The following is a 26,398-nucleotide window of genomic DNA, read 5'->3' as shown; positions in this document are numbered from 1 at the left end:
ATGATGCTCTTATCACGGCAGATGCCGGACACTGGCACGCAGTTCATCCATTCCTGCTGGGGAAGGCTTTGGTCAAGTGGTTTGCGGTTGTCGCTGCACCGGTTTACTCCATCGCGCTCTGGGGTGCCTGGCTGCCGTCATCGGCATCTGCGCAGCAGGCCGGCTACGACGGTGAAGTGGTGACCTGCGAATCACGCGACATGGGCTGGGTGCATTGCGATATCGATGTCAGCAACGGCGTCGACCTGGTGCGCCAGCTTTCCAACAGCAGCTGCATCCGTGGCAGCGAATGGGGCACCGACCGCAGTGGCGTGTGGGTCACGCTGGGCTGCCGCGCCGAGTTCCGCGCACGCCGCGCTGCGGGTGGCGCACCGGTAGCCAGCGAGGGCAAGCGCCTGGTCCGTCGCGTGGTGCGTTGTGAATCCAATGGTCGCCCGCAGAGCTGCCCGGTGCGCCTGGATGGCGCGCCAGTGCGCCTGCTGCGCCAGCTGTCGGCGCTGCCATGCCGCGAAGGGCAGGGCTGGGGCTACAAGCGCAATGAAGTCTGGACCAGCCGCGGTTGCCAGGGGGATTTCGAAGTGGCTGACGAGGACGGCCGATTCGTTGACGTACCACGCCGGCTGACCTGTGAATCGAAGTCGAAGAAGCGCCGTTTCTGCGGCGCGAGCATTTCGGTCGGCGCCGTCGTCACCGAACAGTTGTCCAGCACCCCGTGCGAGGAAGGCAACACCTGGGGCTGGAACCGCAACGGCATCTGGGTGGACGGTGGCTGCCGCGCCGAGTTCTCGGTGAATTGAGCCCGGGCGGGCTCCAACCCCGGGGGGCGTGGCCCTACAATGGGCCCATGAACACTGCCTCCGACATCGACTACGCCCGTTACGACCATATCCGCCCGATCCTGTGGACCGGCGATGCCCTGCAACTGCTGGACCAGCGCAAGCTGCCGTTCGTGGTCGAGCATGTGGTCTGCCATGACAGTGACGAAGTGGCTGCGGCCATCCACGCGTTGACCGTGCGCGGTGCGCCGGCCATCGGCATCGCCGCCGCCTGGGGCGTGGTGCTGGCCGCACGTGACGTGCAGGCCGCAGACGGTGCGCACGCGCTGCAGCAGCTGGAACCGGCGCTGCAGCGTCTGAACGCCTCGCGTCCGACCGCCGTCAACCTGGCCTGGGCGCTGGCGCGCATGCGCCGTTGCCTGAATGCCGCCGGTGCTGACTGGAAGGCGAAGCTGGAGGCCGAAGCGCAGGCCATCGCCGAGGAAGACCTGGCCGCCAATCGCCACATGGGCGCGCTGGGCGCAGGCCTGATCGAAGCCGGCAGCGGCGTGCTGACCCACTGCAACACCGGCTCGCTGGCCACCGCCGGCTTCGGCACCGCGCTGGGCGTGATCCGCGCCGGCATGGCCCAGCACCGCATTGCCCGCGTGTTCGCTGGCGAGACCCGTCCGTGGCTGCAGGGCGCGCGCCTGACCGTGTGGGAGCTGCAGCAGGATGGCATTGACGCCACGCTGATCGCCGATTCGGCCGCCTCGCACCTGATGAAGACCGGCGCTGTGCAGTGGGTGATCGTCGGTGCCGACCGCATCTGCGCCAACGGCGATACCGCCAACAAGATCGGGACCTACCAGCTGGCCATCGCCGCCCGCCATCACGGCGTGAAGTTCATGGTCGTGGCGCCGTCCTCGACGGTGGACATGGAGACCGTGGACGGCAGCCAGATCGAGATCGAGCAGCGCGATCCGGGCGAGCTGTACGGCGTGGGTGGCACCCGCACGGTGGCAGAGGGCATCGCTGCCTGGAACCCGGTGTTCGACGTCACCCCGGGCGAGCTGATCGACGCCATCGTGACCGAGCGCGGCGTGATCCTGAACCCGACCCCGGAGAACATGCGCGCCGCCTTCGGCGGCTGACGCGCGGGGGAGGGGCCGCGTGACCTCCGCCCCCGGTGGGGCCGGCCGCGGGCCGGCAACCCCCTAAGTTCCTGATTTGTGCAGGTAAAATACCCGTAAAGGGAGGCGGAAAACGGCCTGTTGTGGTAATATCCGCAGGTTGAATCGAGGTTCCGGCACGACCCCCTCCCGCAGGGTGCTGCGCCGGACTGGACCGCTACCAGACAACGGAACCCGAATGGCAGAAACCGCCAAGGAAATCATCCAGGTCAACCTGGAAGACGAGATGCGCAAGAGCTACCTCGATTACGCCATGAGCGTGATCGTGGGCCGCGCGCTCCCGGATGCGCGCGACGGCCTCAAGCCGGTGCATCGCCGCGTGCTGTTCGCGATGAATGAACTCAACGCGCACAGCAACAAGCCCTACTTCAAGTCGGCGCGTATCGTCGGTGACGTCATCGGTAAGTACCACCCGCATGGCGATCAGTCGGTGTACGACACGCTGGTGCGCCTGGCACAGCCGTTCTCGCTGCGTTACATGCTGGTCGATGGCCAGGGTAACTTCGGCTCCATCGATGGCGACTCCGCCGCGGCAATGCGATACACCGAAGCGCGCATGTCGCGCCTGGCGCATGAGCTGATGGCGGACATCGACAAGGAAACCGTCGATTTCCAGCCCAACTACGACGAAAAGGAACTGGAGCCGACGGTCATGCCGACCCGGTTCCCGAACCTGCTGGTCAACGGTTCGGCCGGTATCGCGGTGGGCATGGCGACCAACATCCCGCCGCACAACCTGAGCGAATCGATCAACGCCTGCATCGCGCTGATCGACAACCCGGAAATCGACGTCGACGGCCTGATGGAGTACATCCCGGGCCCGGATTTCCCGACCGCCGGCATCATCAACGGCACCGCCGGCATCGTCGCCGGCTACCGCACCGGCCGTGGCCGCGTGCGCATCCGTGCCAAGGCCGATATCGAAGTGGCCGACAACGGCCGCGAATCGATCATCGTCACTGAAATTCCTTACCAGGTGAACAAGGCGCGTCTGATCGAGAAGATCGCCGAGCTGGTCAAGGAAAAGAAGATCGAAGGCATCAGCGAGCTGCGCGATGAGTCCGACAAGGACGGCATGCGCATCTACATCGAGATCAAGCGCGGTGAATCTGCCGAGGTTGTGCTGAACAACCTGTACCAGCAGACGCAGATGGAATCGGTGTTCGGCATCAACATGGTGGCGCTGGTCGATGGCCGCCCGCAGTTGATGAACCTCAAGCAGATGCTGGAGGCGTTCGTCCGCCACCGTCGCGAAGTGGTCACCCGCCGTACCGTGTTCGAGCTGCGCAAGGCGCGCGCCCGTGCCCACGTGCTGGAAGGCCTGACCGTCGCGCTGGCCAACATCGACGAGATGATCGAACTGATCAAGACCTCGCCGAACCCGAACGAAGCACGCGAGCGCATGCTGGCCCGCGTGTGGGAGCCGGGCCTGGTCGGTGCGATGCTGGGTGCCGCCGGCGCCGAAGCCTCGCGCCCGGAAGACCTGCCCAAGGGCGTGGGCCTGATCGAGGGCGGCTACCAGCTGACCGAGATCCAGGCCACCCAGATCCTGGAAATGCGCCTGCACCGCCTGACCGGGCTGGAGCAGGACCGCCTGACCGATGAGTACAAGCAGCTGCTGGAAGTGATCGCCGGGCTGATCCACATCCTGGAAGATCCCGACCGCCTGCTGCAGGTGATCCGCGAAGAGCTGGTCAGTGTGAAGGCCGAATTCGGCGACGAGCGTCGTACCGAGATCCGCCACAGCGAAGAAGACCTGGACATCCTCGACCTGATCGCGCCGGAAGACGTGGTGGTCACCGTGTCGCATGCCGGTTACGTGAAGCGCCAGCCGGTGAGCGTGTACCGCGCGCAGCGCCGTGGTGGTCGTGGCCGTAGTGCGGCGGCGACCAAGGAAGAGGATTTCATCGAACAGCTGTGGCTGGTCAACACGCATGACACGCTGCTGACCTTCACCAGTTCGGGCAAGGTGTTCTGGCTGCCGGTCTACCAGCTGCCGGAAGCGGGCTCCAACGCCCGCGGCCGTCCGATCATCAACTGGATCCCGCTGGAACCGGGTGAACGCGTGCAGGCCGTACTGCCGGTGCGCGATTACGCCGATGGCCAGTTCGTGTTCTTCGCCACCAAGAACGGTACGGTCAAGAAGACCCCGCTGGGTGAGTTCGCCTTCCGTCTGGCGCGCGGCAAGATCGCGATCAACCTCGATGAGGGCGACGCGCTGGTCGGCGTCGGCCTGACCGACGGCCAGCGCGACATCCTGCTGTTCGCCTCCAACGGCAAGACCGTGCGCTTCGGCGAGGACAAGGTCCGCTCGATGGGCCGTACCGCCACCGGCGTGCGGGGCATCAAGATGCCGGCCGGCGAGGAAGTGGTCAGCCTGATCGTGGCCGAAAGTGCCGGTGGCATCGAGGACGAGAACGAGGACGACAGCGGTGTCGAGGAAGCCGCCGGCAATGGCGATGCGGTGATCGAAGGCGCCGACGACGCCAGCGTTCAGTACATCCTCACCGCAACCGAGAACGGCTATGGCAAGCGCACCCCGCTGCCGGATTATCCGCGCAAGGGCCGTGGCACCCAGGGCGTGATCGGCATCCAGACCACCGAGCGCAATGGCAAGCTGGTCGCCGCGGTGCTGATGGGCTCCAGCGACGAAGTCCTGCTGATCTCCGATGGTGGCACCCTGGTGCGTACCCGTGGCTCGGAAATCAGCCGCGTCGGCCGCAACACCCAGGGCGTGACCCTGATCCGCCTCTCCAAGGACGAGAAGCTGCAGGCGGTGGAGCGCATGGATGCCTCGATCGACGAGGACGAGGACGAGGTGGCTGCCGCCGCCCCGGCCACGACCGACGGCGCCCCGGCTGCTGCCAGCAGCGAGGACGCCGCGCAGGAGTGATCCTGCCGCGAGCCTGAGGTACCCGACGACGCCGGCCCTGTGCCGGCGTCGTCGTATCCGGGTGCCAGGCATACGCGCGCGCTTCACGCAGGCGGTGGGATAACGGCGCATGCTGCCCCCGGAGATCGACGATGTCCGCCACGCCGCAGTCCGCTCCTGCTCCCGTCCGCGCCTCCCGGCATCCCCTCGTCACCGTGCTGTCACTGCTGCTGGTCGTGCTCGGCCTGGTCATCGGCGGGCTCGGTGGGTGGCTGCTCCGCCTGGGTGGCTCGGCGTACTACGCCATCGCCGGGCTCGGCCTGCTGGCCAGCGGAACCCTGTTGTTCGGCAACCGCCGCAGCGGCGCGCTGCTGTATGCGCTGGTGTTCATCGGCACGCTGCTGTGGACCTGGTGGGAATCGGGCAGCGACTACTGGCGCTGGGTGCCGCGGCTCGGGCTGGTGACTGCGCTCGGCATCGTGCTGGCGCTGCTGGCGCCAACGCTTCGCGAGCCGGTTTCAAAACGCCTGTCGCGCAGCGTGGCGGGCGTGCTGATGCTGGTGTTCGTGGCCGCCTTCGGCCTGGCCTTTGCCCCGCATGGGGAAGTGGACGGGCACCTGCCGTTCCCGGAAGGCGCAGTCAGCGCCGGACTGGAACCTACGCGCGATACCACGGGCCTGCAGCCGGCTGACCAGCCCGCCGAGGGCGACTGGCCGGCGTGGGGCCGCAGCAATGCCGGCACCCGCTATTCGCCGCTGCAGCAGATCACCCCGGCCAATGTGGCCACGTTGCAACCGGCCTGGCAGTTCCGTACCGGGGATATGCCGAAGAAGCGCTGGGGTGCCGAAACCACGCCGCTGAAGATCGGCGACCGCCTGTACCTGTGCACCGCACGCAACCGCCTGATCGCGCTTGATGCTGCCAGCGGCAAGGAACTGTGGCGGTTCGATCCAAAGGTGAAGGATGCCTCGATTCCCTATACCGCTGCCTGTCGTGGTGTGAGCTATTACGAGCAGCCCAGCACGCCGACCCTTGCCGATGCAGCATTGGCCGATGTTGCCGCTGATCTGGCGTTGCCGGAACCTCCTCCCAGCGTCACCCGCAGCGCTGCACCGGGCAGTCGACCGGCGTGCTGGGCGCGCATCATTGAAGGCACGCTGGACGGTCGCATCATCGCGGTGGACGCGGACAGCGGCCGCCCCTGCGCCAACTTCGGCAACAACGGCCAGGTCGACATCACCCTGGGCATGGGCGAGGTGCCACCGGGTTACGTGTCGATCAACTCGCCGCCGGCCATCGTGCGCGGCGTGATCGTGACCGGTCATCAGGTGCTGGACGGGCAGCGCCGCGATGCGCCCTCAGGCGTGATCCAGGCGTACGACGCCATCACCGGCAAGCTGCGCTGGGCGTGGGACATGGACCAGCCCGAGCGCAGCGGTCTGCCTCCGCGCGAGCAGACCTACACGCGGGGCACGCCCAACATGTGGACCACGGCCACCGGTGATGAGGCGCTGGGCCTGGTCTACCTGCCGCTGGGCAATGCCGCGGGCGACTACTGGAGCGGCGCGCGCACGGAAAACCAGAACCGCTATTCCACCTCGCTGGTGGCGATCGACGTGGCCACCGGCAAGCCGGCCTGGCATTTCCAGGCGGTGCGCAAGGATGTGTGGGACTACGACCTGGGGTCGCAGGCCAGCCTGATCGACTACCCGACGGCGGCGGGCAAGGTGCCGGCAATCCTGCTGCCGACCAAGCAGGGTGACATGTACATCCTCGATCGCCGCAACGGCCAGCTCCTGACCGCCGCCGAAGAGCGCAAGGTGCCGGTCGGCGGCGTCGAACCCGAGCAGCGTTCTCCCACCCAGCTGTTTTCGCTGTACCACACGCTGCGCCGCGAACATGACCTGACCGAGCGTGACATGTGGGGCATCACCCCGATTGACCAGCTGGTCTGCCGCATCCAGTTCCGCAAGGCGTACTACGAAGGGTTCTACACGCCGCCGAGCAGCGAGCGCCATTCCATCGAGTACCCCGGCTACAACGGCGGCTCGGACTGGGGCAGCGTATCCATCGATACGCGCCGCGGCGTGATCGTGGCCAACTACAACGACATGCCCAACTACAACCGGCTGGTGCCTCGCGCGGAGGCCGACCGGCTGGGCTGGCTGCCGCGCGAGAAGGTCCGGTTCGACAAGGGCGGTGCCGAAGGCGCGGGCGACCCGCAGGTGGGTACGCCCTACGCCATCCAGGTCAACGCCGGCTGGCGGCTGCCGTTCACCGGCCTGCTGTGCAAGCAGCCGCCCTATGGCGGTATCCGTGCCATCGACCTGCGCACCGGCAAACTGCTGTGGGACCGTCCGTTTGGCAGTGCGCGCGGCAACGGACCGTTCGGCATCCGTTCCGGCCTGCCGATCGAGATCGGCACGCCGAACAACGGCGGTTCGGTAGTGACCGCCAGCGGCCTGATCTTCATCGCCGCCGCCACCGATGACCTGCTGCGTGCCATCGATCTGAAGACCGGCAAGGAGCTTTGGCATGCCAAGCTGCCTGCCGGCGGCCAGGCCAACCCGATGGTGTACGAGCAGGGCGGGCGCCAGTACGTGGTGATCATGGCCGGCGGCCACCATTTCATGGAAACCCCGAACGGCGATTACGTGATTGCGTTTGCGTTGCCGAGGTAGGGCCGACGGGGTAGAACCGGCTGGGTAGAGCCGACTGGGTAGAGTCGGCTGGGTAGAGTCGACTGTTAGTCGACTGCTCTTACCTCCCACGCTGGAAAGCCCGCGCTTCGCGCGATAGTCGACTAACAGTCGACTCTACCCAGGCGACTCCACATCCCCGGACGCTGCATCAAGATGATCCCTGATCCTGACGTTGGCAGTGAACCGATGTCGAGCATCCATCCTGGCGGGCATTCTCGAACTCATGCCCAGCCCTCAACTGCTTGCCGGCCGCCGATCCATAGTCGGCAACGTCTACACCATCACCATGGTGTGCCGGAACCGCCATCGTGTTTTCGATAGCCCTGCCAATGCCGACCTTGCCATGCAGCTCCTCGGATCGATGGATCGGGAAGGCCTGACTGCATCGTTTGCCTGGGTGATCATGCCGGATCACATCCACTGGCTGGCTCAACTACGTGGCCATTCGCTGGGCTACTGCGTGCAGCGCTTCAAGGCGCGCAGCAGCTTTCTAATCAACCGGCGGCGAGGGAGCCAGGGTGCAATCTGGCAGGCGGGTTATCACGATCATGCGATCCGCAGTGACGCGTCGCTGCACAGGCACGCTTGCTACATTCTGGCAAATCCCGTTCGAGCCGGTCTTGCCGCGCAGATCGGTGACCATCCGTACGGATGGTGCTGCTGGCCGTTGAGCGAGCTTGAGTCGGCAGGCGAACGTGCTTGGTGATGGAACCGACCGGGCAGAGTCGGCCGGGCAGAGTCGACCGGGTAGAGTCGACCCGGTAGAGTCGACTGTTAGTCGACTGCCTTAATCAATGCCGCCGAAGAGCCCGCACTGCGTGCGTTAATCGACTAACAGTCGACTCTACCAGTCGCCGCTACGCGTTAGGTGCCGGCACCCGCACCATCTTCGTCATCAAGTGTTCCACCACACCCGCCGGGTCGGCCGTGCGGCCCACATGCGTGCTCGACATCTGCACGATCGAGCTGCGCTTGGCGGTAAGGAAGTGGAAGCGGGCACGCGCGGGCAGTTGCGCGATCGGCCCGGCGCTGGCGTCGCCGCGGCAGATGGCCACGATCGCATCCAGCCATGGTTGCAGCGCCTCCTGGTCCAACGCCGGCGCGAAGGCACGCAGGCGCGCAGGATCGATCTCGATGGCCGCTTCCAGATGGCGCGCGCCAGGGCAGGAGACGATCACCCCGACGTTGATGAACTCCTCGCGTTCCACCCGCGGTACCACGCGGATGACCGCATAGTCATACGTGTGCAGCGTGGGCACGGATGGCCTCCTGCACGAACACCGCACGCACTTTCAAGCGGTGCTTGAGATAATCGATGTAACCCTGGCGGTAGGCTTGGGAGCTGTCGAACGCCGGCTCGTCCACCAGCCAGCTGTCCGGCACCAGGCCGACGATGCGCTCGATCTCGGCATCAGTCAGGCGCGCGGCCAGCTCGGCATCCACCTCGGCGATGCGACTGGCGAACGACAGCAGCACATGGTCGCGGATCAGCACGAACGGCTTTTCGCAGGCATCGCCGGCGTTGGCCCAGTCGTGATGGAAGTACATGGCCGCACCGTGGTCGATCAGGTACAGCTTTCGATGCCATACCATCAGGTTGGGGTTGCGGGTGGTGCGATCGACATTGCTGGTGAACGCATCGAACCAGACGATGCGCGAGGCCAGGTCGGCATCCACCGGCATCGCTGCCGGGTCGTAGTTGATTGCGCCGGGCAGGTAGTCCAGGCCCAGGTTCAGGCCCTCGCTGGCGCGGATCAACTCCTGGATTTCCGGGTCCGGCTCGGTGCGAGCGAACTCGCGGTCCAGCTCGACGAACAGGATTTCCGGAATCGGCAGGCCCAGCGAGCGTGCCATCTCGCCGGCGATCAGCTCGGCGATCAACGCTTTCGGGCCCTGGCCGGCGCCACGGAACTTCAGCACGGCCATGCCGTCGTCGTCGGTCTCGACCACGGCCGGCAGGGAGCCACCTTCCCGCAAGGGGGTGATGTAGCGAAGGGCATGTACGGTGCGCATGCGCGCATTCTAGCGTGGGTGTAGCTACAACCCTCTGATCGGCGAGGACCGATTTCGGCCTTCACCTGTCCCTTCCGCCTGCGATGGCAGCATCCTGCTACAGGAACCCTTGGGTTCATGAGCGTACTGGCACTCTCGATGCAGAGGCTCCAGGCCGGGCACCTGCTCGGCTGCCAGCGACGCGCACTGCGAAGCGGAAACCTCATCCACGATGTCCTGCAGGCTACGGAGGTGCACCGATGAGCGACGAATTCACTCCCATTCTGCCGACCTTGGACGATGCCAAGGCGGAAGAAATGATCGGCAAGGTCGTCCTGGTCGGGGTCACCCGCTATGGCGGCGACGGCCAGGTGAAGGGGCTGGAGCAGTACGCCGGCACGGTGTTGCGCATCAGCGCCGACGAGGGCGTGGTGCTGGCCGACGAGAATGATGGCCACGAGCGCTACCTGCCACCGATGCTGGACCAGTACCAACCAGCCGAACCCGGCGAGTACCGCATGCGCACCAGCGGCATGATCGTGGTCGACCCCGACTACCTGGCCACCTGGGACCTGCACGCGCAGCAGTAGTGCCAGGCCATGCCTGGCAGGTGCTGGCAGTGCCCCGGCACCTCCCGGAGCCGCACTTTGCCCCATCCGGCCACTAGTCCTTCCGGCCCATTCACGACAACCCCTGCGGTGCTAGATTCGGGTCCATGCCCGATTCCGGGTACCCATTCACACCCCAGGGGATAAGGATGCTGATCCGTCGAACCTCTCTGGCGGCGGCTGTTGCCGTTGCCACCGTCGGCCTACTGGCCGCTGGACCGGCTTTCGCTGATTACGCGAAGCCGCCGGAACATCTGCTCAAGGTGCTGAAGGCACCGCCGCCGCCGGCGCCGAACGTGGCCCCGGGCGGCCAGCGCCTGCTGCTGACCACCGCGCAGACCTACCCGTCAATCAGCCGCGTCGCCCAGCCCTATCTGAAGCTGGCCGGCGTGCGCCTGGAGCCGAAGAACCGCAGCCGACATGACACGCCAGGTGGCTACGGCATTCCGGCCTGCGTGGCCGACTTCACCCTGGTCGACATCGGCAGCGGCAAGGAAACCAAGGTCAACCTGCCGCAGGGCTGCGCCACCGGCGCGCTGTGGTCGGCCGATGGCAGCCATTTCGCCTTCCAGAATGCGATCGATACCAGCGTGCAGCTGTGGGTGGGCGATGCGGCCACCGGGCAGGTGAAGCAGGTGCCGAACGTGCAGCTGAACCCGATCTTCGGCTACACCGTGCAGTGGCTGGGCGGCAGCCAGAACCTGCTGGTGAAACTGGTACCGGCCAACCAGGGCCCGGCACCTTCCAACGGCGGCGTACCGACCGGCCCGGATGCACAGGAGTCGCTGGGCAGCAGTGGCGAGAGCAGCACCTACGAGGCCCGCGACACGCTGACCAGCGTGCATGACGAGAAGCTGTTCGCTTATTACGGTGCCTCGCAGCTGGCCGTGGTCGATACCGCCGCCAACAGCGTGCGTCCGGTCGGGCAGCCGGCGCTGTTCAACGAAGTCAGCGCCGCACCCGATGGCGTGCACGTGCTGACCGAATCGATCAAGGCGCCATACTCGCATGCGGTGACCTACCAGCGCTTCGCCAACGACGTGGCCGTGCTGGATATCGCCAGCGGCAAATCCACGCCGATTGCCAGCCTGCCGTTGGCCGACCGCGTGCCGGTACATGGCGTGCCGGAAGGCCCGCGTGGCTTCGACTGGCGTGCCACCGATCCAGCCACCCTGGTCTATGCCGAGGCACTGGACAAGGGCGACTGGAAGGTCAACGTGCCGCACCGCGACCGCGTGCTGATGCTGAAGGCCCCGTTCAACGGCAAGCCGACCGAAATCACCCGTACCGCGCAGCGATTTGAGGGCTTCGCGTGGACCGCCGATCCGGCCGTGGCGTTCCAGTACGAGAACGACGAGAACCGCCACTGGATGCAGACCCGCATCGTCGATGTGGACCAGCCGAAGAAGGAAGGCCGCCTGCTGTGGGACATGTCCAGCGACGAGCTGTACGCCAACCCCGGCAACCTGGTCTTTACCCGCTTGCCGAATGGCGCGCAGGTGGTGCGCCGTGAGGGCAACCATGTGTTCCTCAGCGGCCGTGGCGCGTCGCCGCAGGGCGACCGTCCGTTCCTGGACCGCCTGGACCTGGGCACCCTGAAGAGCGAGCGCCTGTTCCGCAGCAGTGCCGACGCCTACGAACAGTTCCTCGGTTTCAGCAGCACGCCGGGGCGCTACCTGACCTGGCACCAGTCGGTGATCGATCCGCCGAATGCCTTCATCCGCCAGCAGGGTGAGGCAGTGGCTGATGCGAAGGCCGGCGAGGCGCAGTTCGCGTCCACCGCGACCGCGCTGACCAAGCTGGTCGACCCGACCCCGGAGGTGCGCCAGATCAAGAAGCAGCTGGTGACCTACAAGCGTGCCGATGGCGTGGACCTGTCGTTCACCCTGTACACGCCGCCGGGCTACAAGGAAGGCCAGCGCGTGCCGGCGATCCTGTATGCGTACCCGGCCGACTTCGCCAATGCCGCGCAGGCCGGCCAGGTGTCCGGTTCGCAGCAGACCTTCACCCGTCTGCAGCCGTACCGCCTGATGCTGCTGGCCGGCTACGCGATCATCGACAACGCCTCGTTCCCTATCGTCGGGGACCCGAAGAACGCGTACGACACTTATCTGGAGCAGTTGGAAGCCGATGCCAAGGCGGCGGTGGACAAGGCCGTGGACATGGGCGTGGTCGACCGCAACCGCATCGGCGTGACCGGTCACAGCCACGGTGGCCTGATGACCGCCAACCTGATCGCGCACACCAAGCTGTTCAAGGCCGGCGTGGCGACCAGTGGTTCGTACAACAAGACCTTCACCCCGTTCGGCTTCCAGAACGAGCGTCGCTCGGTGTGGCAGGCGCAGGACGTGTACCTGAAGGCCTCGCCGTTCTTCTATGCCGACAAGATCAAGCTGCCGCTGCTGCTGGTCCACGGCGAGGACGACGCCAACCCGGGCACCGAGCCGTTCCAGTCGCGCAAGCTGTACCAGGCGATCCGCGGCAACGGTGGTACCACCCGCCTGGTGATGCTGCCGAACGAGCCGCACTGGTACACCGCGCTGGAGTCGAACGAGCAGCTGGTATCGGAAATGCTGAACTGGTTCGACACCTACGTGAAGAACGCCAAGTGAAGGAACAGGAAGGCCACCTCCGGGTGGCCTTCCTGCATCCTGCTGTAGCGCCGAGCCCACGCTCGGCTGTAACCAGCCGCACGTGCTCTGCAATCAACTGTGGAGACTCGGTAACGACGTGTTACCGGCACATTCGCATGCCACGCAGATGGGCTAGGCTGACCCTGTGAGTTCGTCCCGGGTCGGTGCAATGAAAGCCATCGTTCTTGCTGCAACGTTGTCGTTGGTCCTGGTTTCAAACGCCCATGCCCAGTCGCTGCCCACCGAGCTGGCGCAGCTGGGGATCATCGCGGGCATGCCCTACGCGAAGGCCAAGCGCCTGCTGGATGCTGCGGGATGGCAGGTGAAGCCGGCGCAGGGCGCGCCGGAATCGCTGGAGGGCTTTCCGGAAGTGGGGTGCCAGAAGGGCGGGAAGCAGTGCGCGACGACCTTCGAGAAGGGTGAACAGCAGATTGCGGTGCGGCTGGGCACTACCCTGGCAGGGCAGCCGTTCGTGCAGAGCGCTGATTGAGCACCCGAGCTCACGCCAACGGCAGGCGGTCCTGCGCATGCGCCAACCGGTCGTGCAGTTCGCGCACGTGCTCGGCCTTGGCATGGATGCGCGTGGTATCACCGAAACTGCGCAGGTAGGCGCACGCGGCGAAGCCGGCACTCTTCTTTTCGTACTCGGCAATCCAGGCCAGGCGATCCGGGTTGTTGGCCTGCTCGGCTGACCACGCGGCCACCGGCGGACGGATGCGGTACCTCAGGCCAACGCGCCACGGCTTTGGTGTCAGGCGCGCACGGAAGCAGTGCTGCAGCCGGCACATGCGCGCGTACAGGGTGTCGGCGCCCAGCGTTCTGAAGAACGCCTGAAGCTGCTCGTCTTCGGGCAGGAACGTGGCGTGCATGGCCAGCACGCGCAATCCAGCCGGCGTGCGGTACGTACGCAGATGCCAGTCCGGATGCTGTTCGCTGAAGGCCGCGACCCGCTGCAGGGCTACGCCTTCGGCGCCACCGGCCGCGGCCAGGCGCCGCTTGCGCTGCATCAGCATCGCCGTGTTGACCAGCAGCACCGCTGCCACCCCCAGCACCAGTCCCACCAGCCAGTGCCAGATCAGAGTGCCGATGACGGCGCCAGCGAACAGCAGCACTGCGGCGATGATTGCAGGCATCACGCAACCGGCAGGTGGCTGCGCATGATCGATGTCGGCGAACAGCACGTCCGGGGTGTTCAGGCACAGCGCACCGTAGCTGTTGCGTGTAATGATGACGTCGCCGTCGCGCTGCACGATCTGCTCGCGGATCGGCACGCCCTCCACGCCGTAGTTGCTGCGCACTTCGCGTCGCGGAAGCGCCTGCCCGGCGAGGATGGCATTGAGGGCTTCGTTGGCGCGGCGATCGGCGTGCACCTGCGCCTCGGCAGGGCCTTCGTCGGACCAGCCGAAGCGGCGCACGACCACCGGCCGGCCACGGAAACGGGCCTGCAGGCGGGCTTCGGCCCAGTACGCGGGAACGATCATCATCGTGCGGTGCTCCATCTTCCATGGCAGGTGCCGAAGCGAGTCTGGCACAGCGCCGGTGCGCCCGCATCCGCCTGCTGCAGTGGGCCGGGCGGAGTGATAGATTGCGCGCTTCGCATGCACTCCACCAAGGACGGAGCGATGTTCATGATCCTGCGCGGCCTGTTGGCCCTGGCCTGTGCCGGGGCGGTAGGCGTGGCCACCGCAGCGGTACCGGCAGGGCCGCAGATCCTCACCGAGGATGTCAGCCGTTTCTATGCACTTTATGACAGCGCTGGCGGCAAGCCCAGCGTTGCGCAGCTGCGTGGATACCTGGCCGAGGGTTCGGCCGGCCTGGCCGAACTGGCCAAGGCGCGCCGGGTCACTCCCGAACGCATTGCCGAGTCCATCGCCAGCCAGCCCGAGCTGTATGCACAGGGACGAAACTGCCTGGCCGAACTGCCCGCGGTGAAGCAACGCCTGACGCAGGTGTTTTCCAACCTGCAGGCGATCTACCCGCAGACCCGGTTCCCGCCGGTGACCATCGCGGTGGGCCGCGGCCGGCCGGTCGGGCTGACCTCGAAAAGCGGCGTGATCATTGGCCTGGAAGCGCTGTGCGCGGCCGACTTCATGAATGCCAATGTGCAGGATCGCTTCGTGCATGTGATCGCACACGAATACGTGCACATCCAGCAGACCGGCCTGATCGACTTCGAGCCGGGTGACCCGCGTGCCACGGTGCTGCGTGTTTCGCTGGGCGAGGGCATCGCCGAGTTCATCGCCGAGCTGATTTCCGGCAACGTCGGCAATGGGCGTCACGCGGCCTGGACCCGTGGCCGGGAAGTGCATGTCGAAAGCGCGTTCGCGCTGGATCTGGACAGCACCGATCTGTCGCCGTGGCTGTACAACTACAAGCCTGGCTCGCAGGAACCCTACGACCTGGGGTACTGGGTGGGTTACCGCATCGCCAAGGCCTATTACCTGCAGGCCAAGGACAAGCGTGATGCGGTGCGTGCGCTGATCCAGCAGGACAACCCGAAAACGATCCTGGCCGCCAGCGGCTGGACGCCGGGCATGTGGATGCCGGCGAAAGTCACGGGTGTAGCGGCGCGTACGGCTGCACGCTGAGCACAGGGCAGGGCGTTAGACTGCGCAGGATGATTTCAGGAGTACCCGCATGCGTGGACCTGTTGAGCTTGCCGCTGCAACCGTCGTGACGTTGGGCCTCGCGTTGGCTTCTCCGCTGGGTGCCGCCGAAGCCGTCGCAGTCAATCCGATGCTGCAGACGCCCATCGACCAGTTGCGCCCCGACGAGGTTCGTTTCATGCAGCAGCGCCTGGCCGATTTTCCGGAGTTGCAGCGTTATCGTGATGCCAACGCGCGACTGCCTGCGGCCGTGCCGGGCCAGCCGCGCGTGGTGTTCTTCGGCGACTCGATCACCGAAGGCTGGGGTGCGGAAGGCAGCGCCGGATTCTTCCCCGGCAAGGGCTGGCTCAACCGCGGCATCAGCGGCCAGACCACGGCGCAGATGCTGGTGCGCTTCCCGCAGGACGTGCTGGCACTGAAGCCACAGGTGGTGGTGATCCTGGCCGGCACCAACGACATTGCCGGCAACACCGGCCCGTCCACGCAGGCGATGATCGAGGACAACCTGCACGCGATGGTGGACCTGGCGCGTGCACATGGCATCGCCGTGGTGCTGGCATCGGTGCTGCCGGTCAGCGATTACCCGTGGCTGCCGGGAACAGCGCCAGCGCCGAAGGTGCGTGCATTGAACACGGCATTGAAGCGCTATGCCGATGCGCAGCATCTGGTCTATCTGGACTACTACACGCCGATGGCCAATGCCGCCGGAGGACTCGATCCGCAGTTGGCCGAGGATGGCGTTCATCCCACGGCGAAGGGCTATGCGGTGATGGCGCCGTTGGCCGAGGCGGCGGTCAAGCGCGCGCTGCAGCAGAAGTAGCTTCTGCGGGCAGACTCGCCAGCAACCACTCACAGAAACTGATCACCAGCGGATCGGCCGCGCTGTCCTCATGCACCAGCCAGCTCCAGCGCGGGCCGCGCACGCGTGCCTCATCCAGCGGCTGCAGCAGCCCCTGATCGCAGGCGCGTGCCGCCAGCAGCTCGCTGACCAGGGCGATACCCAGCCCTTGGCAGGCAGCATCCAGCAGCTGCCCGGGTTCGGAGAAGTTCATGCCTTCGCGGCGCTGGCCGACATCGGCGCCCCCCTGTACCTGCCACTGGCTCCAGTCCATTTCGCGCTCGCCATGCAGGGTGAGGCGTTCGTGCACCGGCGTGGCGAGCAGGGCCGGATGGCAGGCCGGAAAGAGGCGATCCTGCAGTAGCACGCGATGCTGGCACTGCGCCTGTGAGTCGAGGTCATCGCGTACCGCCACGTCCAGCGTCTGCGTGGTCATATCCGGTGCCTCCTCGCTGGTCAGCAGCCACAGGTCGGCGTCGGGATGCAGGCGGTGGAAGCTGGCCAGGCGCGGCACCAGCCAATGCCGGGCAAAGGCTGGACTGGTGTTGACGATCAGTTGATTCGGCTTGCGGTACTGATCGAGCCGGCGGATGCCGCTGGCCAGCTGCCGCAGCAGGGACTGGGTGGTTTCCAGCAGGTCGATGCCGGCGTCGGTGAGGGTGACGCTGCGGCCCTGCCGGAAGAACAACGGCTGCTGCAGCGAGGCTTCCAGGCCCCGGATCTGCTGGCTGATGGCCGACTGGGTCAGATGCAGTTCCTCGGCCGCCCTGTGGAAACTACCCAGGCGGGCGGCGGCCTCGAAACCACGCAGCGCGTTCAGCGGTGGCCAATGCTTCAGCATTTCAGATAAGTAAAACTGTTCAATTGGTGGCTGAATCTATCGTTTGTGCTTATCGATACGCAAGCGCAGCATAGGTCCATCCCACACCGGCCCTGGAGCCCGTCATGAGCAGCCGTCGTCACTTCCTCACCCAGCTGGCGGGCGCCGCTGGCCTTGGCGGCCTGGCCGCCCTCGGCCTGGCGGGGCTGCCCGCGCGCGTATCCGCAGCGGGGCCAGCAGCGGGCGTCTGGCGCATGCCGGACGAGCACGGCCCGCAGGAGCGCGTTTTCCTGGCCTTCGCCGCGCAGCCTCGGGTCTGGGGCGCGCAGGCCGATGCGGTGAACACCGCTGTGGCCCGGCTGGCCCGCACCATCGCCCGCCACCAGCCGGTCAGCGTGCTGTGCCGCCCGGCGCAGCGGAAGCTGGCGCAGGATCGCTGCGGCCGCGACAACATCGAGTTCCTCGAGGTGCCGCTGGATGACATCTGGGTGCGCGACTACGGCGGTTGTTTCGTCACCGATGGCAAGGGCGGGCTGGGCCTGGTTGATTTCAACTTCAACGGCTGGGGCGGCAAGCAGAGCGCACGGAACGATGGTGCGGTGGCGCCGTGGCTGGCGCAGGTGACCGGTGCCACGCTGCTGGAAAGCGATCTGGTGGGCGAGGGTGGCGGCATCGAAGTCGATGGCCATGGCACGGCCATCCTCACCGAAAGCTGCTGGGTGAACCGCAATCGCAATCCCGGCTGGTCGCGCGCGGATATCGAGGCCGAGCTGATGCACCACCTCGGCCTGCGCAAGGTGATCTGGCTGCCCGGCATCGCCGGCGAGGACATCACTGACGCACACGTGGATTTCTATGCGCGCTTCGTGCGTCCGGGCGTGGTGATCGCCAATCTGGACGACGATCCGGAGTCCTACGACTACGATCTGACCCGCGAGCACCTGGAGATTCTGCGCGGCGCCACCGATGCCGATGGCCGTCGTCTGCAGGTGCACACGCTGCCGCCGCCGCTGGACGGGCGCGACAACGTGCATACCCGCGACAACGATGATCTGGCGATGGGCTACATCAACTACCTGCCGATCAACGGCGCGGTGGTCGCGCCGCAGTTCGGTGACGACGCAGCCGATGGCTACTGCCGTGAACTACTGGAAGACATGTATCCCGGTCGTGTGATCGAACAGGTGGACATCGATGCGATCGCCGGTGGCGGTGGCGGCATCCATTGCGTGACCAAGAACATGCCGAAGGTAGGCTGAGGTGCCTCAGGCGTCGTCCTGCTTCAACGCCGCATCGGCCGCCAGCAGCGCCTCGGCGGCTGCACTGAGCGGCGGCGACGGCGGGGCAACCACGCCGATCGCTTCCATCATCTTCGGCATGCCCAGGAACTGGCGCGCGCGACGGTCGTAGATGCCGGTGACCAGCAGCGCACGGGTGGCGATCTTCTGCTCGGGCCCGATCAGCACGCGCTGCTCCATGATGCCGCGCGAGCCGATCCAGCCGACCAGGCGTGTTTCCAGGGTGAAGCGCTGGAACGGCTTCAGTTCGCGGCGGAACTGGATGGTGCCGGCGCCGACGATCGGTGCCCACTTCTCGCGCAGCGCCACCCGGCCCAGGCCCATGCGCAGGATCAGGTCCAGCCGGCCCAGATCGAAGATGTTCCAGTAGCGGCCGTTGGTCATGTGCAGGTTGCTGTCCAGATCGTTGGGCAGTACCCGGAACTGCAGCCGCGAGACCCCGAACGGCGCCTCCACCTTCGGCCGGAACAGGCTGCACAGCAGCAGGTGGAGCAGGCGGAACCAGAGATTCATGGTTATGACGACTGTTATAGAATCGCCGGTACGCTAATCTATGACGACTGTCCTGGCAAGGAGCTTGTCGTGAGCCCGCGTCCCTCTGATGCGCCACAACGCGTGATTGATGCTGCGGCACAGATGCTGGCGCGCGTGGGTCTCAATGCCACCAGCATCCGTGAGGTGACCAAGCTGGCCGAGGCGCCGCTGGGCTCCACCTATCACCACTTTCCCGGCGGCAAGCAGGAGCTGCTGGCGCGCGCCACCCACATGGCTGGTGACAAGGTGGAGGCGCTCCTCGTTGAGTTGTTGAAGGGCGGGGCCGTGCAGGGCCTGCAGCAGTTTCTGGCGATGTGGCGCGAGCGCCTGCTGCGCTCCGGGTTCCGCGCGGGTTGTCCGGTGCTGGCCGCTGCCGTCGAAGAGCCGGTCGAGGCGGTTACCAGCCAACCGCGCGTGGCCGCCGCAGAGGTGTTCGTGCGCTGGCAGGGGCATCTGGCCGCAGCCTTCATTGCCGACGGCCACGAACCTGCGGCGGCGGATGGACTGGCCAGCCTGGTGATCGCCAGCGTGGAAGGCGCCGTGGCGATGTGCCGCGCACTGCAGGACATCGCCCCGTTCGACCAGGTGGCCGCGCAGTTGCTGAAGGCGGCCGCGCCTCCTTGATCCGGCTATACGTGTGCGGAAGACGCGCAGCAGGTCATCGGAAGATCATCAGGTAGCCCCAGCCGAGCGCGATGGGCAGGAAGGCAGCGATGGCCGACGCGCCAAGCCAACGCAGGTAGCTGCGGGAGGCGGGGCATCCCTGCCGCTTGAGGGCCCAGGCATGCGTCGGGAGCACCAGCAACGCCTGCACCGCAAAGGTGGCCACGGCGGCAAGCCATGCCACCAGGACGCCGAGGCAGCCATCGCTGAAGCAGCGGCTACCAAACCACGAACCCCAACCGGCGAGGCCAATCATTGGAACGAACATCACGAGCGCGGTGGCGCGGGTGAACTGGGAGGCGTGCATGCCGTGGCGCATAGCTCTTCTGGTGGAAAATCATAATCCAGCCGCCGGCGCGCGGGTACAAGGCCGGCGCCAGTGCGGACTGTGGGTGATGGACCCACGGCCCCATCGCGCTAGAATCCGTCCACCACCGCCTACGCGTGCCCGGCAAGGATGTCCGCATGCAGTATCAGGTTTCTGAGGTCCCTGGCCGCAATGCCACGCGCCCGCTGGCGGCGGCATGAAGAACTCGCGCCATTTTTCCATCAGTGCATTGAAGTTGCCCAGGAGCCGCGGCAGTGAAGTCGTGCGTGCGGCTGGCCGCGCACGCGGTGGCCATGATCGTCGCGTTGACCGGCGCCACCGTTTTCCATGCCTCGGGTCTGCAGTTGGCGGCCGCTGTCGATGCAATGCCGCTGCGCTACCCGATTGCGGTAGTGCTGGCCGGGTAGTACTGCAATTCCGGGCGATTTCGTCTGTGCTTCACTTTTTCCAGGATCTTCATGCGACAGCGCATTGCACGGAAACGCGTCCTGGCCACAACGGTCGTTCTATCGATGGTTGCGGTCGTAGCGCTGCTGGCCAGCGTGCGCCCGCAGTGGCGGCGGGAAGTCGGACCGCCGCCGATCAATCTGGGAACGGCACGGATGCAGGCCGAAGTGATGGCAGAGCTCATCGACCTGCGACCGACACCGCCAGGAAAGCCGCCGGTTCCACCGACTCCAATGAAGGGAGTCTCCTCCCCGATGCTGGCCGGTAACAGTGGGTTCGCGACCGCAGCGGTGCGGTTGGAAGACGTCGCGCCAGCACACTTCGAGCCGCGCGGCTGGGAGCCCGACATTCCATTCGCTGTGATGGAATGGACTGCGCCTTCCTGCGGTGAAGGATATCCCGCCCCGGTCTGCCAGGTTCGTCACAGCGTCGTCGAGTGGCGCGATGATGACAGTGCGGCGTCCTTTCAACTGCAGCAGCATCTGGAGTCGATGCTGCAGGTTGCGAACCGCCGGGCTTCACGGGTACCCGGTCTCGCGTTCGAGCTTGCACACGTGCGGGCGCAACGGATGACGTGGGACGAGCTTCAGCAACGGCGCGCGCGCGGTATCGAGGGATGCACGGGTGGCCCGGGCAATCCGGATCTGGGCGTTGTCTATCTGCAGCGTCCTGTGTTCAGCCTGGATGGGAACTGGGCAATGGCATCGGTCGCCTCGGATCTGTGCAGTGGAGGAACGGCGATGCGTGTCCTCTACCTTCTGCATCGCAGGAAGGGCGGCTGGGAGCGTGTTCGAGTGGAGCCTGTCCGCCATATGAGCTTTGGACAGGGCCTGTGGCCCGCGTTGCCGGAGTCGTGATGACAGATACCTCGTTCAAGCCAAACCGTGACTGCCAACAACGGATCGCCTGGCGACGCATTGCATCGCTGGCGGCGGCGCTGTCGGCCTTGGCGCTCATGGCCGGGATCTGCAGCCTGCGCCCGAGGTGGCAGCAGGAGATCGGTCGGCTACCGATCAACCTGGGAACAGCGCAGATGCAGGCGGAGGCGATGGCGCTGGCGATCCGGCAGAGCCCCCCATTCCCCCCTCCACCCCCGCCAGTGCCGCAGCCAACGCCAGTTCTGCCATCGTCGCTGAGCGAGGTGCCCAGCGCACCGCAGACACCGTCCACGCGCGTTGATCAATGGCGCCCGCAGGAACAGCCGCAGTTGACCGACCCGGTGGGGGAGGACATCTACGTGATGGAGCAGACCTTGCCCTATTGCTGGCCGGGCAGCAGTGCCTCCATCTGCCAGGAGGTGGACGACCTGGTCCTGCCGCTGGACGACCGGTGGCCGCCGGACATCCATGCGCTGCGGTTGCAGCTGCAGGCGGACCTGGTTCCCGTCAATCGCCGGTCCACGCCAGTGCCTGCGGCCGCATTGGCCGGTGCGCAGCGGATGGACGGCGCGGGGCTTCGAGCGCTGCGGGAGCAAGGGTGCGGGGCAACGGTGCATGGGCCGACTCGGACATACGACCACGTCGCCTATCTGACCCGGCCTGTTTTCAGCGTCGATGGGCAGTGGGCTATGATTGCGGTCGCCTGGGATTCGTGTTCCGACGATTTCGTCTACCGGGAGCTTGTCGTGCTGCATCGGGAACAAGAACGCTGGATGGCCGAACCCCCGGAACGGGGTCTGGGCGGCGTATGGGACGGCCGCATACTGCGGCCCTGGACGTACAACCACTGACGAGGAAGAGCGCATGGATGTCGCTGCACGCAGGAACAGGACGTTGTTTCGTTGGATCATGGTGACGCTGCTGGCAGTATTGATGCCGTTTGCGGCACTGGCGCAGCCCGCAGCCGGGGAGGCCGCTGGCGCCGAAGCCGCCACTGCCGCGGAAGAGGCGCGATGCCGCGCCTGCACCTACGAGCGTATCGGGCACAAGGTCGATATCGGGCTGGTTGCACTGGTGTCGCTGCTGGTGGTGGGCCTGCTGGTAGCGGCGTCCCGCGAGTGGGGCACCACCTCGCAGCGCTGGACCTGCCGCACGCTGGCTCTGTTGCTGGTGGGTGTCGGTGTGGCATTGCTGTGGTGGGCTGGCAGCGTCGTCTACCTGGGCTACAACCCGTGGCAGGAAATGGCCGCCCCTGTCGATGGTTCGCTTACCTCGACACTGCTCAACACCTCACCGAAGTGGCTGGCGGCGCTGGCGTTGATTGGTTTCGCACCTTCCATCTGGAAGCGCAGCGAGCGCCTGCCGGCCTGGCGTATCGGCTGATCCTGGAACGACGGCGCCGGATCACACCCGGCGCCGCCTGCTGTCATCAGTCAAACCGCAAACGCACACCAGCGTAGATGCCACGGCCTTCGCCCGGCGTCGAGCGGGCAATATCCCTGCCTGCGTCGTCGTAGCCCGGCGTGACCGTGGCGGCGTAGTGGCGGTTGCCGAGGTTGCGCATCTCCGCCCAGGCCTGCCAGCGGCCACCGGGTGCGTCGTAGCCGATGCGGCTGCCGAAGATCACGTGGCTGTCGGCCCAGTAGCTGTTGGCGTAGTCGACGGCGATGCGCGAGGCGTATTCGGTATTGAGCGCGGCGTACAGGCCGGATGCATGATCGAAGCGCAGCTCGGCCTGGTAGGCGTGGCGCGGCAGGCCGGGCAGGCGGTTGCTGCCGAAACGCGCGTCGTGGCGATAGCGGAAATCGCTGAAGGTATACGCCTGGCGCAGCGACAGGCGGCCCGGTGCAGCCTGCCACAGCGTGCTGTCCAATCCGGCGTCCATGCCGCGGTGAACGGTGGGGCTGGCGTTGTTCTCGGCGATGAACAGGTTCGGCACCGGTTGCAGTTCGACGCTCAGCAGTTCGTGGTTCACGTGTGCGTAGTAGCCGGTCAGTTCCCAGCGGCCCAGCGCCGCGTCACCGCGCGCGCCCAGTTCCAGCGTGGTGGCGGTCTGGTTCTGCATCGGCACCGGCGCGCGCTGGCGGCCGCTGGACGGGCCATTGCCTGGCCCGAAGTACTGGTTCGAGCCCCAGATCATCGACCAGGGGTGCGGCGCCTCCACCGAGCGGCTGAGGTTGCCGAACCACTGGGTCTGGGCGCTGTGCTGCCAGGTGAAGCCCAGTCGCGGCGCATAGTCCCAGTCGTGGTCGCGCAGGCGGCCGCCGCTGCTCGGCCAGGTCACCTGCACATCGCGACGGGTGTTGATCAGTGCCAGCCCGGTCTGCATGCGCAGGCGGTCATTGAAGGTGAGGGTATTGCCGACGTGCAGCGTGCTGTCGGTGCCGTGGTGCCGGAAGTCACGCGTGCGCGTACCGGCGGCATAGCCGTTGCTGGCAAAGCGCAGCGACTCGCGCACATCGGCGTCCAGATCGTGGGTGACGCGCAGGCCGACCGTGGTTTCGCTGTCCAGGCCGAACAGCCGGTGGCGGCGGCGGTAGTCCAGCGTGGCGTTGAGGTTGGCGTAGTCCAGCTGCTGCCGGTACAGGCTCTCGTTCAAGTCCATCGGGTACTTGTGATAGACCAGTCCGGCCTGCAACGAGGAGTCTTCATCGATCTGCAGCGTGGTGACGTTGCCCACCCAGGTGCTGCCCGGCTGCGGGCGACGCGCATCGATGGCCAGATTGGCCGCGTTCGCGGCGCGCGGATCGTTGCGGATCTGATCGCGGGTCAGGCGCCCAGGTGTTTCGTGGTTGGTTTCGCGATAGCGCACGAAGAAGCGCGTCTGCAGGTCGGGCGTGATCTGCCAGCCGATGTTGGCCATCGCACCCTTGCCGTCGCCGCGCGAATGGCGCTGGTAACCGTCGAACTCGGTATCGGTGTAGGCCAGGAAGTAGTCGGCATCACCACTGACGCCGCCCCAGCTGATGCCGCGCTTCTGGTAGCCACGGCTGCCGGCTTCGTAGTGCAGCTGCACGCCCGCCGAATCACGACCGCTGCGGCTGACGTAGTCGATGGCACCGCCCAGCGCCAGCGCCCCGCGCTCGAAGCCGTTGGCGCCGCGCAGGACTTCCACGCGCGACAGCCACAGCGGTTCCAGCAGCTCGTAGGGCGTGCCGCCCGGGCCGGTCAGTGGCAGGCCGTCGATCGACACCGCAATACCCGAGGCGTGCGCGCCCGGACCCCGGTTGATGCCCGAGCCACGGATCGAGATCTTGGTGCCCTCATTACCCGGCGACTGCGCGCTGATACCCGGCTGGTAGGCCAGCACATCGGCGCTGGTGGACAGTCGGCTGTCGGCCTTGGCCATGTCGATCAGGTTGCTGGCGCCGGGCACGCGCTTCAGCGCCTCGCGCGCCTGCGCGCTGGCATCGGCGGCAGCGGTGACCTGTACGGCATCCAGCGTGGTGGCCTGTGGGGCCGCAGCGGCGGTGGAAGAGAGGCCGAGGGAAACGGCCAGGAACAGCAGCGAGGGGGTGGGGCGGTACGACGAGAGCGACATGCGGGAATGCTGTAAACCACCAAAGTGGCGCGCAAGTTAACAGGTCGGCGGCGTCACGTCACCCATCGCTCGCGTATGGCCGCCCGCAACATCCATGTAGAGCCGAGTCCATGCTCGGCTATCGCGCGCAGCGCGGGTCTCCTGAGATCGCAACGAAGAGCAGCCGAGCATGGGCTCGGCTCTGCAGCAGGGTTTAGGGCGAGGGCTTCGCCAGCGCCTTGGCCTTCGCGTACAGCGCCTTGGCAATCTCTGCATCGCCCAATGCCGCATGGAACTCGGCCAGGCTGTCCCACGCGTTGGCCGAATCCGGATACAGCTCGGCGTTGAGCGCGAACACTTTCAGTGCCTTGCTGGCACCCAGACTCTCGCGGATGGCATAGCCATCGGCATTGATCGCACGTTCCAGTTCATCGGTGGGAACGCCATTGCTGACGCGCAGCCAGCTACGCATTCGCGGTTTCGCATCGGTGCTGTCATCCACCGCATAGGCGATCAGCCGCTCGGACAGCACAGCGTGCGGAAACTCCCCGGGCGCAACCACCGCCATCGTGCTCTCCACCAGCGTGCTGGACCAGACATTGCGGGCGCTGCCGTTGGTCAGGTACACGAACACCCAGTAGCCGCTGGCCAGCGTGCCCTTGTAGGCCAATCGCGCACGTACACGGGTGCCACCATCGTGGCCGACCTGGGTGTAGCCGTTGCTTCGGGTGGTGTCCCAACCGGTGGAGAAGAAATTGCTGCCGCCACCGACCAGCTTCTGCGGCTGCCAGAGCTTTTCCAGGGTCGCCGTGCGCACCAGCTTGCCGGTGGCCAGTGCCTGCAGGAAGCGGTTCATGTCGCCCACGGTGGTCTGCAGGTCGGCATGGCCCCAGCCGTAGTCCGGCCAAGGGTCTTCATTGGCCGGCTGCAGTTGGCCGTCCTTGCCGATGTACGGCACCGCCGCGCGCGTGGCTGGCACGCTGGTGACACCCCACGAGGTGCTGGCCATCTTCAAAGGCTGCAGGATGCGTTCGCGTGCGATGGCCGGGTAGGGCTTGCGATAGTGCGCTTCCAGCAACGCCGTCAGCACCAGGTAGTTGGCCTGGGTGTACTGCACGCGGCTGCCGGTGGCGAACTGCATCGGCGCCGCGCCGGCCACCTTCAGTGCAGCGGCAAGATCAGGCGCCACGCCGGTGTAGCCCTTGCTGACCCAGCGGTTCTCCACCCGGTCGTAGTACTCGCCGATACCCGAGCTGTGGTTGAGGAAATCGCGCACGTGGATTGCCTGCCATGCTGCAGGCAGGTCCGGCACATAGCGGCTGGCCGGTGCATCCAGATCCACCTTGCCCTGGTCGACCAATTGCATCACCAGCGTGCTGGTCAGCAGCTTGGCCATCGACTGCGCGGCGAAGATGGTCTCGACGGTGGCGGGCGCATGGGTAGCGGGATCACGTTCACCGCTGGCGCCTTGGTACAGCACCTGGCCGTTGTGGGCGACCAGTACCGCCTGGCCGGCGATGCCGTAGCGTTCGCGGTTGGCCTGCAGCTGGGTGCTGAGCTGCTTGGAAAGATCGCCGGCAGTTCCAAGCGCCGAAACGGGTGGGATCGCAAACAGCGTGCAGAGCAATGCAACGGCCAGGGTGCGGTACATCGCGGTGATCCATCAGCGGTGATGGCGCATGTTGGTCACGTCGGAAGAGCGGGTCAAGGG

General features: G+C 66.3%; 24 protein-coding genes. 16 read left to right on the top strand and 8 right to left on the bottom strand.

Going from position 1 to position 26,398, the window contains the following annotated elements:
- The first annotated feature begins 68 nt into the window (after positions 1 to 68).
- The 5 genes from AC5P67_RS03350 (at position 69) to AC5P67_RS03330 (ending at position 8,228) form a co-directional block, all read left to right on the top strand.
- Complete coding sequence (locus AC5P67_RS03350) at positions 69 to 797, top strand: DUF3011 domain-containing protein (protein ID WP_099523256.1); 729 nt, start codon at positions 69 to 71, stop codon at positions 795 to 797.
- 47 nt (positions 798 to 844) lie between these two features.
- Complete coding sequence (mtnA, locus tag AC5P67_RS03345; RefSeq protein ID WP_005413901.1) at positions 845 to 1,909, top strand: S-methyl-5-thioribose-1-phosphate isomerase; 1,065 nt, start codon at positions 845 to 847, stop codon at positions 1,907 to 1,909.
- 217 nt (positions 1,910 to 2,126) lie between these two features.
- On the top strand, positions 2,127 to 4,841 hold the full coding sequence (gene gyrA, locus AC5P67_RS03340) for a DNA gyrase subunit A (RefSeq protein WP_088431503.1): 2,715 nt from the start codon (positions 2,127 to 2,129) through the stop codon (positions 4,839 to 4,841).
- A gap of 131 nt (positions 4,842 to 4,972) precedes the next feature.
- Positions 4,973 to 7,501: a membrane-bound PQQ-dependent dehydrogenase, glucose/quinate/shikimate family gene (locus AC5P67_RS03335; RefSeq protein WP_495214296.1), complete on the top strand. Its 2,529-nt coding sequence runs from the start codon at positions 4,973 to 4,975 to the stop codon at positions 7,499 to 7,501.
- Between the two features lie 244 nt (positions 7,502 to 7,745).
- Positions 7,746 to 8,228 carry an REP-associated tyrosine transposase gene (locus tag AC5P67_RS03330; protein ID WP_165711286.1) on the top strand — a complete coding sequence of 161 codons (483 nt, stop codon included), beginning with the start codon at positions 7,746 to 7,748 and terminating at the stop codon, positions 8,226 to 8,228.
- Positions 8,229 to 8,379: 151 nt separating this feature from the next.
- Here the strand turns inward: AC5P67_RS03330 and AC5P67_RS03325 are convergent, their stop codons facing one another.
- Both AC5P67_RS03325 and AC5P67_RS03320 read right to left on the bottom strand, forming a co-directional pair.
- Positions 8,380 to 8,781, bottom strand: a complete 402-nt coding sequence (locus AC5P67_RS03325; protein ID WP_024957221.1) for a DUF3037 domain-containing protein — start codon at positions 8,779 to 8,781, stop codon at positions 8,380 to 8,382.
- A complete protein-coding gene (locus tag AC5P67_RS03320) occupies positions 8,759 to 9,535 on the bottom strand; it encodes a HipA family kinase (RefSeq protein ID WP_165710642.1) in 777 nt (258 codons plus the stop codon). The genes AC5P67_RS03325 and AC5P67_RS03320 overlap by 23 nt, the downstream gene beginning before the upstream one ends.
- Positions 9,536 to 9,774: 239 nt before the next feature.
- Between AC5P67_RS03320 and AC5P67_RS03315 the strand changes: the two genes are divergently transcribed.
- The 3 genes from AC5P67_RS03315 (at position 9,775) to AC5P67_RS03305 (ending at position 13,245) form a co-directional block, all read left to right on the top strand.
- The gene (locus AC5P67_RS03315) at positions 9,775 to 10,104 is read left to right on the top strand and encodes a hypothetical protein (RefSeq protein WP_005413891.1); all 330 of its coding nucleotides are present in this window, start codon (positions 9,775 to 9,777) and stop codon (positions 10,102 to 10,104) included.
- Between the two features lie 167 nt (positions 10,105 to 10,271).
- Positions 10,272 to 12,734: a S9 family peptidase gene (locus AC5P67_RS03310; protein ID WP_495214295.1), complete on the top strand. Its 2,463-nt coding sequence runs from the start codon at positions 10,272 to 10,274 to the stop codon at positions 12,732 to 12,734.
- Between the two features lie 190 nt (positions 12,735 to 12,924).
- Positions 12,925 to 13,245, top strand: coding sequence for a hypothetical protein (locus tag AC5P67_RS03305; RefSeq protein ID WP_005410210.1), 321 nt, complete (start codon positions 12,925 to 12,927; stop codon positions 13,243 to 13,245).
- Between the two features lie 10 nt (positions 13,246 to 13,255).
- On the opposite strand, the gene AC5P67_RS03300 is transcribed toward AC5P67_RS03305, so the two are convergent.
- Positions 13,256 to 14,239 carry a hypothetical protein gene (locus AC5P67_RS03300; RefSeq protein WP_043034683.1) on the bottom strand — a complete coding sequence of 328 codons (984 nt, stop codon included), beginning with the start codon at positions 14,237 to 14,239 and terminating at the stop codon, positions 13,256 to 13,258.
- 138 nt (positions 14,240 to 14,377) lie between these two features.
- On the opposite strand from AC5P67_RS03300, the gene AC5P67_RS03295 reads away from it, so the two are divergent.
- Complete coding sequence (locus AC5P67_RS03295) at positions 14,378 to 15,343, top strand: DUF2268 domain-containing putative Zn-dependent protease (RefSeq protein WP_099490502.1); 966 nt, start codon at positions 14,378 to 14,380, stop codon at positions 15,341 to 15,343.
- Positions 15,344 to 15,392: 49 nt separating this feature from the next.
- On the top strand, positions 15,393 to 16,181 hold the full coding sequence (locus tag AC5P67_RS03290; RefSeq protein WP_099473759.1) for an SGNH/GDSL hydrolase family protein: 789 nt from the start codon (positions 15,393 to 15,395) through the stop codon (positions 16,179 to 16,181).
- On the opposite strand, the gene AC5P67_RS03285 is transcribed toward AC5P67_RS03290, so the two are convergent.
- Positions 16,156 to 17,040, bottom strand: a complete 885-nt coding sequence (locus AC5P67_RS03285; RefSeq protein ID WP_005413886.1) for a LysR family transcriptional regulator — start codon at positions 17,038 to 17,040, stop codon at positions 16,156 to 16,158. The two genes, AC5P67_RS03290 and AC5P67_RS03285, sit on opposite strands and share 26 nt — an antisense overlap.
- Positions 17,041 to 17,144: 104 nt before the next feature.
- Between AC5P67_RS03285 and AC5P67_RS03280 the strand changes: the two genes are divergently transcribed.
- Positions 17,145 to 18,278 carry an agmatine deiminase family protein gene (locus tag AC5P67_RS03280; protein ID WP_100438731.1) on the top strand — a complete coding sequence of 378 codons (1,134 nt, stop codon included), beginning with the start codon at positions 17,145 to 17,147 and terminating at the stop codon, positions 18,276 to 18,278.
- A gap of 6 nt (positions 18,279 to 18,284) precedes the next feature.
- On the opposite strand, the gene AC5P67_RS03275 is transcribed toward AC5P67_RS03280, so the two are convergent.
- Complete coding sequence (locus tag AC5P67_RS03275) at positions 18,285 to 18,830, bottom strand: thioesterase family protein (RefSeq protein ID WP_100438730.1); 546 nt, start codon at positions 18,828 to 18,830, stop codon at positions 18,285 to 18,287.
- Positions 18,831 to 18,899: 69 nt separating this feature from the next.
- On the opposite strand from AC5P67_RS03275, the gene AC5P67_RS03270 reads away from it, so the two are divergent.
- Positions 18,900 to 19,475, top strand: coding sequence for a TetR/AcrR family transcriptional regulator (locus AC5P67_RS03270; protein ID WP_065183680.1), 576 nt, complete (start codon positions 18,900 to 18,902; stop codon positions 19,473 to 19,475).
- 34 nt (positions 19,476 to 19,509) lie between these two features.
- On the opposite strand, the gene AC5P67_RS03265 is transcribed toward AC5P67_RS03270, so the two are convergent.
- Positions 19,510 to 19,821, bottom strand: coding sequence for a hypothetical protein (locus AC5P67_RS03265; protein ID WP_223846431.1), 312 nt, complete (start codon positions 19,819 to 19,821; stop codon positions 19,510 to 19,512).
- Positions 19,822 to 20,096: 275 nt separating this feature from the next.
- Here AC5P67_RS03265 and AC5P67_RS03260 point away from each other — a divergent pair, with 275 nt between their 5' ends.
- Genes AC5P67_RS03260 through AC5P67_RS03245 form a run of 4 tightly spaced genes read left to right on the top strand, consistent with a single transcriptional unit; the run spans position 20,097 to position 22,550 of the window.
- A complete protein-coding gene (locus AC5P67_RS03260) occupies positions 20,097 to 20,249 on the top strand; it encodes a hypothetical protein (protein WP_157803281.1) in 153 nt (50 codons plus the stop codon).
- A gap of 51 nt (positions 20,250 to 20,300) precedes the next feature.
- Entirely contained in the window at positions 20,301 to 21,146 is an 846-nt protein-coding gene (locus AC5P67_RS03255) for an energy transducer TonB (RefSeq protein WP_100438728.1), read from the top strand.
- On the top strand, positions 21,146 to 22,018 hold the full coding sequence (locus AC5P67_RS03250) for a hypothetical protein (protein ID WP_100438727.1): 873 nt from the start codon (positions 21,146 to 21,148) through the stop codon (positions 22,016 to 22,018). The genes AC5P67_RS03255 and AC5P67_RS03250 overlap by 1 nt, the downstream gene beginning before the upstream one ends.
- 13 nt (positions 22,019 to 22,031) lie before the next feature.
- Complete coding sequence (locus tag AC5P67_RS03245; protein WP_088431533.1) at positions 22,032 to 22,550, top strand: hypothetical protein; 519 nt, start codon at positions 22,032 to 22,034, stop codon at positions 22,548 to 22,550.
- A 46-nt stretch (positions 22,551 to 22,596) separates the two neighbouring features.
- Here AC5P67_RS03245 and AC5P67_RS03240 read toward each other — a convergent pair whose 3' ends face one another.
- Both AC5P67_RS03240 and AC5P67_RS03235 read right to left on the bottom strand, forming a co-directional pair.
- A complete protein-coding gene (locus tag AC5P67_RS03240) occupies positions 22,597 to 24,708 on the bottom strand; it encodes a TonB-dependent receptor family protein (protein WP_495214294.1) in 2,112 nt (703 codons plus the stop codon).
- A 193-nt stretch (positions 24,709 to 24,901) separates the two neighbouring features.
- The gene (locus tag AC5P67_RS03235; protein ID WP_099523301.1) at positions 24,902 to 26,338 is read right to left on the bottom strand and encodes a serine hydrolase domain-containing protein; all 1,437 of its coding nucleotides are present in this window, start codon (positions 26,336 to 26,338) and stop codon (positions 24,902 to 24,904) included.
- Positions 26,339 to 26,398 lie beyond the last annotated feature (60 nt).

Source organism: Stenotrophomonas sp. YJH_SMC_21 (genome assembly GCF_059369555.1).
Note: the sequence above shows the minus strand (reverse complement) of the source record. Positions and strands in the feature narration are given on the sequence as shown.